Here is a 12,007-nt window from a genome sequence, read left to right as displayed (position 1 = left end):
GGTCACAGCGGGCCTCCTGCGGTCGAGGACTCGTGTTCGGACTGCACCGTGCCGGGGCCGGGACCGCCGTAACGGACGGCCCGGATCACGATGCTGAAGATGAAGAGGTCGAAGACGACCCAGGCGGAGTTGACGAGGGGCGCGATCCCCTCCGCCTGGCCGGTCAGGTAGCGGATGCCGATGAGCACGAGCGACGCGACGAGGGCCGCCATCGCGATGAGCTGCGGCTTGACGAGGTCCCACCGCGGCTTCTGCTCGGACTCGTCGCGGACCTTCGGGGTGACCCGGAAGCCGAGCGGCTTGCCCCGGAACACGTTCTCGAAGGCGCTCGTCACGGACTCGATCCACACGGGGAACAGCGCGAGCGAGTACTGCTGCCCGCGCCACGTCGGTCTCCCAGCGGCCACCACCCAGAACAGGGCCTGGTTGAGCACGAGGAACGGGATGAGCCGCACGAAGAAGTCGACGCTGTACGCCTGGACCGGGACCACCCCGAACGACAGGCAGAGCACCGGGGCCGCGATGTAGACGACCGCGGCGAAGCCCGACAGGTAGCTCCACATCGTCGAGAAGTACATGAGGCGCTGCCCGAACGAGAGCCCCTTCTGCACGAGGGGGTTCTCGCGGAAGAACACCTGCATGGTGCCCTGTGCCCACCGGAGGCGCTGCACGAGCATGGTCGGCAGGTCCTCGGGCGCCAGGCCCTTGGCGAGGATCTCGTCGTGGTACGCCGACTTCCAGCCGAGGCCGTGCAGGCGCATCGCGGTCGCCATGTCCTCGGTCACCGAGATCGTGGCGAGCGGCATGATCGGCTGCGCCTCGTCGTCCCGGTTGACGTCGAGCGCGCGGGCCAGGACGGCGATCGACTCGATGGCCGCGACGGGCGAGGCCTCGCGCCGACCGAGCACGTCGAGTGCGGCGTCGTCGAGCCCGGCGAACGTGTCCGCCTCGGTCGACATCGCCGCGAGCTCCTGCAGGTCGCGGCGGACCGCCTCGAGGTCGGCGGCGGCGAACCGGAAGGCGATCGCGTCGATGCCGCGCTGGAAGTCGTACGTGACGTCGCCGAGCGGCTCGCCCCGGTCGATCTGGTCACGGGCGCGGTCGACGACCTGCTCGGCCCCGTCGAGTGCGTCGAGCACGCGCGGGTCGGTCTCGGTCTCGCGCGCTCGGGCCAGGAGCTTCCGCGAGGTCTTGATCGTCCGCTCGACGGACTCCTCGACCTCGCGCACGTAGCGGGTGACGCCGAGCTGCATGAGGGCCTCGCGGCGCAGGATCGCGTTCGAGCCGCAGAAGAACGCGGCGTTCCAGCCGTCCTTCGACTGCTGGATCGGCCCGTAGAACAGGGGCGCCTGGCTTCCGAGGAGATCGGCGTCCGGGACGTTCTCGAACCACTGCGGGGTCTGCACGAGCGCCATCCGCTCGTCCTTGAAGTACCCGAGCGTGCGGTCGAGGATCGACGGTTCCGGGACCTGGTCGGCGTCCAGGATGAGCAGGAACTCCCCCTGGGTGGCGAGCAGCGCGTTGTTCAGGTTGCCGGCCTTGGCGTGGCGGGGCCGGTCGACCCAGTCGGCACCGCGGGTGATGACCCCGATCCCGAGCGACTCGGCGGCGGCGCGCATCTCGGGGCGGTTGCCGTCGTCGAGGATCCACGTGCTGTGCGGGTGCGTGATCGCCTTCGCCGCACGGGCGGTGCGGACGACGAGCTCGACGGGCTCGTTGTACGTCGTGATGAAGACGTCGACCGTGACGTCCCCGGCCGGCTTCGTCGGCGGCTCCCCCCGCTCGCGCAGCCGCCACGCTCCGAAGGCGAACAGGAGCGAGTCGATGACGCTGTAGGTCTCCGCCAGGATCAGCGGCACCGCGATCCACCACGAGTGCCAGTTCACGGACGCGGCCCAGCGCCAGACGATGTAGTTCACGCCGGCGATCGAGGCGAGCAGTGCGACGGTCCGGACCACGGCGAGACGCCGGGTCGGGGTTCCGGTCGTGAGCCGTCGCCGGTCCTGGCGGCTGACGTCGAGCGCCGTCATCGGCATCCTTCCCTGCTGCTGCCGGACAGCGCTGGTGAGTGCGCTGCGTACCAGCCTGTCTACCGCAGCACACGAGGACCTGTCAGCCCGACGCCCCGATGAACCCCCCGTCCGACCGTGCTCAGCGGTGCACGACGCCCAGGTCGTGCGCGAGGCGGACGATGACCTCGTCGAAGTAGGCGTCGGGATCGGAGACCGATCCGACGGCGTGACCGAACAGCTCGAAGGACAGGACCCCGAACACCGTGGTCCACGCCATGAGCAGGCGGAGCACGGCCTCGGGGGGCGGATCGGCGTGGAAGCCCCGCTGGCGCGTGTAGGCGACGGCGTCGGCGATCGCGGCGGCCGTCCGCACCGGGTCACCCACCGCGGGACCGGTCCCGAGCCGCGAGGAGGCACCGTCCCGGTCAGCCCACGCGTCGGTGACGATCCGGACGAGCACGTGCGTGGCGCGCGACGCCGGCTCGATCGTGTCCTGCGGTGCGACGTAGCCGGGCACGGGTGAGCCGTACAGCAGCGCGAAGTCGCCGGGGTGGGAGGTCGCCCACGTCCGGATCGCCCGGCACGCCGCAGTCCAGCGGCCGAGGTGGTCGGCGCGGTCGACCGGCGCCTCGGCGGACTCGACCGCGGCGCCGAGCTCGTCGTAGTCCGAGACGAGCAGCGCCGTGAGCAGGTCGTCCCGGCTCGGGAAGTACCGGTAGACAGCGGAGGACACGAGTCCGACGTCCCGCGCGACGGCGCGCAGGCTGAGCTGCGCGGGACCCTCCTCGGTCAGGCGCACCCGAGCCGCAGCGAGGATCCGCGCGCGGACGGTCTCGCGCGCCAGGGCACGGGCGGTCGGGGCCTTGTCGGACATCCCGTCAGGATGCCATGCGAGAGCAGTGCACACAAACGAGAGCACTGCTCTTGCAATCGGAGCCGAAGCGCGCCACACTGCTTCCGAGAGCACCGCTCTCCGAATCGACCCAGGAGGCCACCATGTCCCGTCACCACGTCGTCGTCGGCGCCGGTCCCGTCGGGCGGCACGTCGCCGCCCACCTCGCCGACCGCGGGGAGGAGGTGGTCGTCGTCACGCGGTCCGGCCGCGACACCGGCCAGCCAGAAGTCCGGCACGAGGCGCTCGACGCATCCGACGCCCGCGCACTGACCCGCGTCACCGAGGGCGCCGCTGCGCTCTACAACTGCGCCAACCCCGGCGACTACACGCAGTGGGAGCGGGTGTGGCCGCCGCTCGCGGACGCCCTGCTGACCACCGCCGAGCGGACCGGGGCCGTGTACGGCATCACCGGCAACCTGTACCCGTACGGCCCCGTCGACGGACCGATGCACGAGGACCTGCCCGACGCGGCGACGGACCACAAGGGCGTGCTGCGGGCACGGATGTGGGCGGATGCCCGGGCCGCGCACGAGGCCGGACGCCTGCGGGCCGTCGAGGTCCGCGGTTCGGACTACGTCGGACCCGGCATCGGCCAGAACGGGCACGTGACACGGGTGTTGCCCGCCGCACTGCAGGGGAAGGCCGTGACGGTGATCGGCCGGACCGACCGACCGCACACCTACACGGACGTGCAGGACGTCGCGCGGACCCTCGTCGCGGCCGTCGACGACCCCTCGTCGCACGGGCGTACCTGGAACGTGCCGTCGAACCCACCCCGGACCCAGGAGCAGGCGCTCACCGACGTGCTCCGGGCAGCAGGTCGTCCGCCGGTCCCCGTGCGCGGGCTGCCGATGGGGCTGGTCCGGGCCATCGGCCTGGTCACGCCCCTGATGCGCGAGCTCGCACAGCTCGGGTACCAGTGGACCGCGCCGTACGTGCTCGACGACCGGCAGGCGCGGGCGCACTTCAGGATCGAGCCGACGCCGTGGGACGAGGTGTGCCGCCGGACCCTCTCGGGGCTCGTGACGGTGTAGCGAACCGCGCCCCGGACGCGCCGACACGCCCCCGAACGCGCCGACACGCCCCCGAACGAGCGAGACACCCCCGGATCCGGGGGCGTCTCGGCGACGGCAGGGCGTCTCGGCAACGGCGCCGAGCCGGCGACCTCGCGGCTCAGTACCGGGGCTTGCGCGGCGCGCGCTCCCGGTCGCCACCACGGAACCCGCGGTCGTCGCGGTCGCGGTCGCGGTCGCGATCCCGGCCCCCGCCACGCGGCCCACGGTCATCCCGGTCCCGGTCACGCCGCACGCCACCACCCCGGCGGTCCGGCTTGATCTCGATGAGCTTCCCGCTGATCCGGGTGTCCGACAGCCGGTCGAGCACGCCGGCGTCCATGTCCTGCGGCAGCTCCACGATGGAGAAGTCCGGCCGGATCTGGATGGCGCCGAAGTCGTCACGGCGCAGGCCGCCCTCGTTCGCGAGCGCGCCGACGATCTGCCGGGGCTCGACGCGGTGGCGACGCCCGACCTCGATGCGGTAGGCGGTCATCGGCTGCGAGCGACGCGGACCACGGTCCTCGCGGTCCCGGTCGGGCCGGGCGGCGCGGGCACCGTCGCGGTCGACCTGGTTCCGCAGCTGGTCGTCCGCGGGGTCGAGCAGCAGCGGCGACTCGCCCTGCGCGACGACCGCGAGCGCGGCGGCGACGTCGTCGGCCGGCACGTCGTGGTTCCGCACGTAGTGGGCGATGACGTCACGGAACGCCGTGATCCGGTCCTGCTGCTCGAGCGCCGCGGTGATCGCGTCGTCGAAGCGGGTCAGGCGGGTCTCGTTGACGTCGTCGATCGTCGGGAGCTGCATCTGCGTGAGCGGCTGCTTGGTGTGGCGTTCGATCGCCGAGAGCAGGCGGCGCTCGCGCGGCGTGACGAAGCTGATCGAGTCGCCCTTGCGGCCAGCGCGACCGGTGCGGCCGATGCGGTGCACGTAGGACTCGATGTCGACGGGGATGTCGAAGTTCACGACGTGCGTGATCCGGTCGACGTCGAGACCACGGGCGGCGACGTCCGTCGCGACGAGGATGTCGAGCTTGCCGGACTTCAGCTGGTTGACCGTCCGCTCGCGCTGCGCCTGCGCGACGTCACCGCTGATCGCGGCGGCGGCGTACCCGCGGGCGCGGAGCTTCTCGGCCAGGGTCTCGGTCTCGCTCTTGGTGCGGACGAAGATGATCATGCCCTCGAAGTCCTCGACCTCGAGGATGCGGGTGAGCGCGTCGACCTTCTGCGGGTACGACACCATGAGGTACCGCTGCGTGATGTTCGCCGCGGTCTTGGTCTTCGTCTTGACGGTGATCTCGGCCGGGTCCGTGAGGTACTGCTGCGAGATGCGGCGGATCTGCGCAGGCATGGTCGCCGAGAACAGCGCGACCTGCTTGTCGTCCGGGGTCTCGGCGAGGATCGTCTCGACGTCCTCGGCGAAGCCCATCTTGAGCATCTCGTCGGCCTCGTCGAGCACGAGGTACTTCAGCTCGGACAGGTCGAGCGTGCCCTTCGCGATGTGGTCCATGATGCGACCGGGCGTGCCGACGACGACGTCGACGCCGCGGCGCAGGGCGGACAGCTGCACGCCGTACGCCTGGCCGCCGTAGACCGGCAGCACGTGCACGTGCTTCATGTGGGAGGCGAACTGCTCGAACGCCTCGCAGACCTGGAGCGCGAGCTCGCGGGTGGGCGACAGCACGAGGGCCTGCGGCACCTTCGCGCCCGATTCCATGCGGGACAGGATCGGCAGCGCGAACGCCGCCGTCTTGCCGGTCCCGGTCTGCGCGAGGCCGACGACGTCGCGCCCCTCGAGCAGCGTCGGGATGGTCGCCTCCTGGATCGCGGAGGGGGTCTCGTAGCCGATCTCCTTGACGGCCTTGAGCACCGGGTCGCTCAGGCCGAGGTCGGCGAAGGTCACCACGGGCCCCTCGTCGGTGGTCTCGGTGGTGGTGGCGGTGTCCGTGCTCATGCGGAAACGGTACCCCGGCTGCGACCTGCGCGGCGACCGCGCGTGGTGACGGAGCACCGGACTGGAGGCTCGTGGCGGGCCCGCCACGAGCCTCCAGTCCGTCCCCCGGTCGCGTCCGCGACGCGGGCCGCGTGGTCAGGCCGCGTCGTCGCGGTCCGGCGCGCCGATGCCGAGCACCGTGTCCGCACGGTCGTTGAGGCGGGCCAGCAGGCCGGCCAGGGTGTGCAGCTCGTCGGTGGCGAAGACCTGCGTGAGCTCGTCGACGGCCTCGGCACCGGCGACGTCGAGCCGGTCGAGCAGACGTCGCCCGGCGTCGGCGACCGCCACCAGGCTCGCGCGTCCGTCCGCGGGGTCGGGCGAGGTGTCGAGGTACCCGGCCTCGACCAGCGACGCGACCCGGCGGCTGACGACCGGCCGGGACAGCCCGGTCGCGTCGGCGATCGCCATGGAGCGGACGGCACCGAAGTGGTCGACGGCCCGCAGGATCACGCGCGCTGTCGGGTCGAGCCCGCCGCGCGACTCGATGAGCGACGAGCGGAGCGCCTGGCGGACCCAGAGCCGGTCGAGCTGCGCGTGCAGGAGTCGCTCGGCGACGGCGCGGTCCTCGGTCACGCGGCCAGGGTACCGGCGCCGAATTAGTTGCTTGCTGGAAGCAATGGATGTATCGTTGCGCGGTCTGCAAAGTTACACAGCCAGAAAAAGGAGTTCGATGACCGCCACCGCACCCGTCCCGGTGCAGCACGGCCGCCACGCGGCCGAGGCGCCCGCGGCGACCGGCGCGCCCGCGCCCGGCACGCCCGGCCAGCAGCCGCTCATGACGCACCGCCAGATCCTCCTCGTGATCTACGGCCTGATGGCGGGCATGTTCCTGTCGTCCCTCGGCCAGACGGTGTTCGGCACGGCCATCCGCACCATCGGTGACGACCTGCACGGGCTCGACCAGCAGGCGTGGGTCACGACCGCGTACCTGATCACGTCGACCATCGCGACGCCGATCTACGGCAAGCTCTCCGACATCTTCGGCCGCCGACCCCTCTACATCTTCGGCATCGTGGTGTTCATCCTCGGCGCCGTGCTCTCGTCGATGTCCACGTCGATGCTCATGCTCGCCGCGTTCCGTGCGGTGCAGGGCATCGGCGCCGGCGCCCTGATGTCGCTGCCGCTCGCGATCATGGGCGACATCCTCGCCCCGCGCGAGCGCGCCAAGTACCAGGGCTACTTCCTCGCCGTGTTCGGCATCTCGTCGGTCATCGGCCCGCTCATCGGCGGCCTGCTCGCCGGCTCCTCCGAGATCCTCTGGATCACCGGCTGGCGCTGGGTGCTCCTCATCAACGTCCCGATCGGCGTCGCCGCGCTCATCATGGTGATCGTCTTCCTGCACCTGCCGAAGGTGCACGGCAAGGGCGACAAGCCGAAGGTCGACTGGTGGGGCGCCACGGCGGTGATCGTCACGCTCGTGCCGCTGCTGCTCGTCGCCGAACAGGGCCGCACCTGGGGCTGGGGCTCCCCCGCCGCGATCGCGAGCTACGTCATCGGCGCGCTCGGTCTCGTCGCGCTGCTGCTCGTCGAGTCGAAGATGGGCGACGCGGCGATCATCCCGCTCAAGCTCTTCCGGTCCGGCACCTTCTCGATGGCCACCGTCATCGGGTTCCTGGTCGGCTTCGCGATGTTCGGCGCCATGCTCACCATCCCGCTCTACCTGCAGATCGTCGTCGGCCTCACCCCGACCGAGTCCGGCTTCGCGACCCTGCCCCTGGTCGGCGGACTCATGATCGCGTCGATCACCTCCGGCCAGATCGTCGCCCGAGTCGGTCGCTACCGGATCTTCCCGGTCATCGGCACGTTCCTGGTGTCCGCCGGCTACGTCGTCCTGACCTTCATGACGATCGACAAGCCGCTCTGGTTCCTGATGATCGGCATGTTCCTCATCGGCCTCGGGCTCGGCTCGGTCATGCAGTCGCTGACCCTGGCGTCCCAGGGCTCGGTCGAGGCCCGGGACATGGGCGTCGCGACCTCGTCGGCGACCTTCTTCCGGCAGATCGGCGGCACGCTCGGCACCGCCGTGCTCCTGTCGATCCTGTTCTCGGTGATGCCGTCGAACATCCTCACCGCGACCGCGAACCAGGCCGACCTGAAGCCGGCGCTCTCCGCCGCGCTCGACCCGTCCGTGGCGGGCAAGGCCGAGAACCAGGGTGCGATCGACAAGATCTGGGCCCCGATCACCACGCCGCTCACGAAGACCGTGCAGTCGCAGCTCGACGACGCGACCGCACAGGCGAAGCAGGCCGCCGACGCGCAGGTCGTGTCGAAGGTCAGCGCAGCCGTCCAGGCCCAGGTCGACGCCGGGGCGCTGCCCGAGGCCGCCGCCCAGACCGTCATCGACCAGCAGGTCGCCGACGCCAGCCCCGCTGCCGAGGCCGCCGCACTCGACGCCGTGGCGACGAAGGCCCACGCGAGCGTCCAGGACGGCACGGTGACCGTCGACTGGTCGGACGCCTCGCAGCGGTCGTACTGGGTCGACGAGCTCACGCCGAAGCTCGCGGAGGAGATCCAGGACGGCAGCGGCACCGACTCGAACGCCACGAGCACGAACGACACCTCGTTCCTGACCGGTGCCGACAGCCGGCTGACCCGGCCGTTCATGGCGGGGTTCAACGCCTCGTCCGTGACGATCTACTGGGTCGGGCTCGGGGTGATCCTGCTCGCGTTCGTCCTGACCTGGTTCTTCCGGGTGCCGCCGCTCCGCCAGCGTTCGGCGCTGCAGGAGCAGCACGACCAGGCGAACGGTGCCGGCGACGGCGCTGACGAGCTGGAGGTGCAGGCCGGTCTCGCCGCCGCCGAGGCCGGGTCCTTCACCGGGCCGATGACCGGCTCCACGCCGACCCAGCGTCGGTGACCACGCGGCCGGTCCGGGTGCACCGCGCACCGGGACCGGCCGCTCCCGTCCCACCCACCCTCCACCCAGGAGTGCACGTGACCACCACAGCAGCACCGGACCCGGCCACCGCGCCGTGCACGTTGCGCGAGCGGAAGAAGCAGCAGACCCGGCAGGCGCTCCACGACGCCGCGCTCACGCTCGTGTCCGAGCACGGTCTCGACGGCGTCACCGTCGAGCAGATCTGCGCCGACGCCGACGTCTCCCCGCGGACCTTCTTCAACTACTTCACGTCGAAGGCGCACGCCGCGCTCGGCCTCGACACCGTGGAGGTCCCCGCGTGGGCCGCCTCCCGCTTCGCCGAGGCCGACGGACGCCTGGTCGACGACCTCTGCACGCTCATCGCCTCGACCGTCCCGCTGTCGCCCGACCGTCGGCGCATGAAGGAGCTGCTCGTGCTCCGGCCAGAGATGGCCTCGATGGTGATGCGGTGGATGGCCGAGTCGCGGCAGTCGCTCCTCGCCACCGTCGGTGTCCGGACCGACGAGCAGACGGCACGGACGGCGGTCGGGCTCGTGATGTCCGCGCTGTCCGAGGTCGCACACCGGGACACCGTGGGCGACAGCGACGAGCTCGACGCGCGGCTCCGGGTCGTCGTGGCGGAGATGGGCGCGCTGGCTTCGGCGTAGGGCGCGATCGGACCCGGTCCCGGTCCCGCTGGCTTGGCCGCTGCCGCTGCCGCTGGCTCGGGGAGACACCCCCGTGTGGCCGAGACGCCTTCGTCCCCGGGGCCGTCTCGACGGGGCCGGAGCGTCTCGACGGGACCGGGGCGTCTCGAGGCAGGCGGGCGTCTCGGCGGGGTCACGCGAGCAGCGTGCGGGTTGCCGTAACGCAGCCGTCGGTGCCGGCGGGACCGCCCTATGCTCGGTCCCGCCGGCCCCGGTCGGCGGGAACCCGTGTCGGCGGCGCCAACGTCGTCGTCGTCGACACCGGGGGTCCCCGCTCGGCGCACCGGGTCAGACGGCCGACCACCCGCCGTCGGACGGCAGCACGACGCCGTTGACGTTCGCCGAGTCGTCGCTCAGCAGCCAGGTGATGGCCGCCGCGAGCTGCTCGGGCTGCGCGACCGGCGGGATGGCCACCTGCATGATCGGTCCGACCCGACCGGCCGCGTACTCGCTCCGCATCGGCGCCTCGATGTTCGTCGCTACCGCACCGGGCGCGACCGCGTTCGCGCGGATGCCCTGCGGGCCGTGGAAGAACGCCACGCTCTTCGTGAAGCCGGCGACCGCGTGCTTGGACGCCGTGTAGGCGGCCCCGGCGGCGGAGGCCCGGAGCGCCGCCTCGGACGCGACGTTCACGACCGCACCGCGACCGGCCCCGATCATCACGGGCAGGACGGCCCGGGTCAGCCGCATCGGACCGGTGACGTTGACGCTGAACACGCGGTCCCAGGTGACGTCGTCGACCTCGTCCGGCGGCAGGAACGCGTCCATGATCCCGGCGACGTTCGCGAGTCCGTCGATGCGCTGGCCCGCGGCGGCGAGCAGGGCGTCGATCGTGGCCGGGTCGGCGACGTCGCCGACGACGGTCTCGACGGCGAGCCCCGGGAGGTCGTCCCGGAGCGCGTCCAGTCGCTCGGGCACGACGTCGGTCGCGACGACGCGGCCGCCCTCGTGCGCGATGCGCGTCGCCGTGGCGCGTCCGATGCCGGACCCCGCTCCCGTGACGATGATGGTCTTGCCGGCGAACCGTCCGGCGGTGGTGTCGCTCATGTCGTCTCCTCGTCGAGGTGCGCGGTGCGCGAGCTGCGCAGGTGCGCGGTGTCCACCACCCAGTTGTAGCACTCAGTGCCGAAAGGATGCCATGGGAGCCGTCGGTCGCCCGCGCACGATCGATCCGGACGCGGTGTCGCTCGTCGCGCTCCGGATGTTCGACGACCAGGGCTTCGACGCCGTCTCGATGGACGAGGTCGCGGCGGCCGCCGGGGTCAGCCGTCGTTCGTTGTTCCGCCTGTTCCCGAGCAAGGCCGCGCTCGTCTGGGGCGGCCTCGACGAGTTCGCCGACCGCTTCACCGCGGCGCTGCGGGAACGCCCGGCGGACGAGACGTCCGCGGACGCCCTGCGTGCCGCCTACCGGATCGGCGCGACCTTCCCGGACGACGTCGTCGAGACGACGCGGCACCGACTCCGGGTGATCCGCGCGGAGCCGTCGCTCGGTCTGGTCGGCGCGGAGACGATCGCCACCCTGACGAGGACCGTGGTCCGGTTCGTCGCGGAGCGGGACGGGCGGTCGCACACCGACCTCGAGGTGGTCGTCCGGGCGAACGTCCTGGTCGCCGCCGCGAGCGCCGCGCTCACGTGGTGGGCGGTCGACGGCGACGGACGCCCCGAGGACGCCGTCGACCGTGCCCTCTCGATGCTCGCCTGAGGCTCGCGGTCCCCGACGACCGGGCGTAGCGTCGGCGCATGGACGTCAGCGGACCGGCACCGTACTTCCTGCTCCCCGGGACGGCACGGGTGGCGCTCACCCGGTGGCAGCGGGTCTTCGGCGGCGAGCTCCGGATCGCCACCTACGCCGACTTCTCCCGGGACGACGGTCCGGCCGACGCCGTGGCGCACGGCGAGCTCGTCGGTGGTCTCCGGCTGTTCGCGGCGGACGCCGGCCCCGACGACGAGTCCTTCGCGGCGTCGGGCCTGCTCTTCTCCCTGCTCGGCGCGGCGGAGCCCGAGGTCCTGCGGCGGTGGTTCGGGGAGCTGGCGACCGACGGCACCGTGGTCGACCCGCTGCAGCAACGACCGTGGGGCGACTGGGACGGCGTCGTCCGGGACGCCTTCGGGGTCACGTGGCTGATCGGTTTCGAGGCGTCCGCAGCGGCGACCGGCCCGGCCCTGGCCGGCTCCTAGGCGGCGTCGGCAGGCAGCAGCGGGGCCCAGAACGCGTCCGGACCGTCGGCGACGACCGCGTCCCGCTCGAACCGGAAGCCGTACTCGCGCACGAAGTCGAGGGCCGCGGCCTGCTCGTCCTCGGCGTCGTCCTGCGCCGCGTCGAACAGGTACACGCCGTGCCCCATCGCGACCCCCGCGTCGCTGATGACGGAGAGGTCCCAGCGACCGGGTTCGGCGCGCTCGATCCGGACGACGGCGGCCTGTGCAGCGGAGAAGTCAGCCATGTCGCGAGCATACGGACGCCGATCCTGCGGCCGTTCAGGACCGCGGCACC

General features: G+C 72.1%; 11 protein-coding genes. 5 read left to right on the top strand and 6 right to left on the bottom strand.

Annotation, left to right across the window (positions count from 1 at the left end):
- Positions 1 to 2 precede the first annotated feature (2 nt).
- The gene (locus LQK89_RS03585; RefSeq protein WP_058742852.1) at positions 3 to 2,030 is read right to left on the bottom strand and encodes a glycosyltransferase; all 2,028 of its coding nucleotides are present in this window, start codon (positions 2,028 to 2,030) and stop codon (positions 3 to 5) included.
- A 121-nt stretch (positions 2,031 to 2,151) separates the two neighbouring features.
- Complete coding sequence (locus tag LQK89_RS03580) at positions 2,152 to 2,886, bottom strand: TetR/AcrR family transcriptional regulator (protein ID WP_231050226.1); 735 nt, start codon at positions 2,884 to 2,886, stop codon at positions 2,152 to 2,154.
- A gap of 122 nt (positions 2,887 to 3,008) precedes the next feature.
- Here LQK89_RS03580 and LQK89_RS03575 point away from each other — a divergent pair, with 122 nt between their 5' ends.
- Positions 3,009 to 3,941, top strand: coding sequence for an NAD-dependent epimerase/dehydratase family protein (locus LQK89_RS03575; protein WP_231050225.1), 933 nt, complete (start codon positions 3,009 to 3,011; stop codon positions 3,939 to 3,941).
- Positions 3,942 to 4,080: 139 nt separating this feature from the next.
- On the opposite strand, the gene LQK89_RS03570 is transcribed toward LQK89_RS03575, so the two are convergent.
- Positions 4,081 to 5,910 (bottom strand): DEAD/DEAH box helicase, encoded by a 1,830-nt coding sequence (locus LQK89_RS03570; RefSeq protein ID WP_231050224.1) that lies wholly within the window; start codon positions 5,908 to 5,910, stop codon positions 4,081 to 4,083.
- A 135-nt stretch (positions 5,911 to 6,045) separates the two neighbouring features.
- A complete protein-coding gene (locus tag LQK89_RS03565; RefSeq protein ID WP_231050223.1) occupies positions 6,046 to 6,522 on the bottom strand; it encodes a MarR family winged helix-turn-helix transcriptional regulator in 477 nt (158 codons plus the stop codon).
- 97 nt (positions 6,523 to 6,619) lie between these two features.
- On the opposite strand from LQK89_RS03565, the gene LQK89_RS03560 reads away from it, so the two are divergent.
- The gene (locus LQK89_RS03560; protein ID WP_231050222.1) at positions 6,620 to 8,806 is read left to right on the top strand and encodes an MDR family MFS transporter; all 2,187 of its coding nucleotides are present in this window, start codon (positions 6,620 to 6,622) and stop codon (positions 8,804 to 8,806) included.
- A gap of 77 nt (positions 8,807 to 8,883) precedes the next feature.
- A complete protein-coding gene (locus LQK89_RS03555) occupies positions 8,884 to 9,474 on the top strand; it encodes a TetR/AcrR family transcriptional regulator (RefSeq protein WP_114848851.1) in 591 nt (196 codons plus the stop codon).
- A gap of 327 nt (positions 9,475 to 9,801) precedes the next feature.
- Here the strand turns inward: LQK89_RS03555 and LQK89_RS03550 are convergent, their stop codons facing one another.
- Complete coding sequence (locus tag LQK89_RS03550; protein WP_231050221.1) at positions 9,802 to 10,560, bottom strand: SDR family NAD(P)-dependent oxidoreductase; 759 nt, start codon at positions 10,558 to 10,560, stop codon at positions 9,802 to 9,804.
- A 91-nt stretch (positions 10,561 to 10,651) separates the two neighbouring features.
- On the opposite strand from LQK89_RS03550, the gene LQK89_RS03545 reads away from it, so the two are divergent.
- Positions 10,652 to 11,215, top strand: coding sequence for a TetR family transcriptional regulator (locus tag LQK89_RS03545; RefSeq protein ID WP_144802694.1), 564 nt, complete (start codon positions 10,652 to 10,654; stop codon positions 11,213 to 11,215).
- A gap of 38 nt (positions 11,216 to 11,253) precedes the next feature.
- Positions 11,254 to 11,691, top strand: a complete 438-nt coding sequence (locus LQK89_RS03540) for a VOC family protein (protein ID WP_144802697.1) — start codon at positions 11,254 to 11,256, stop codon at positions 11,689 to 11,691.
- On the opposite strand, the gene LQK89_RS03535 is transcribed toward LQK89_RS03540, so the two are convergent.
- The gene (locus tag LQK89_RS03535; protein ID WP_058741162.1) at positions 11,688 to 11,957 is read right to left on the bottom strand and encodes a hypothetical protein; all 270 of its coding nucleotides are present in this window, start codon (positions 11,955 to 11,957) and stop codon (positions 11,688 to 11,690) included. The two genes, LQK89_RS03540 and LQK89_RS03535, sit on opposite strands and share 4 nt — an antisense overlap.
- Positions 11,958 to 12,007 lie beyond the last annotated feature (50 nt).

The sequence above is a fragment of the Curtobacterium sp. C1 genome, from assembly GCF_021049325.1.
In the GTDB taxonomy this organism is placed as follows: Bacteria; Actinomycetota; Actinomycetes; order Actinomycetales; family Microbacteriaceae; genus Curtobacterium; species Curtobacterium citreum.
This window is presented reverse-complemented; position numbering and strand designations above follow the sequence as displayed.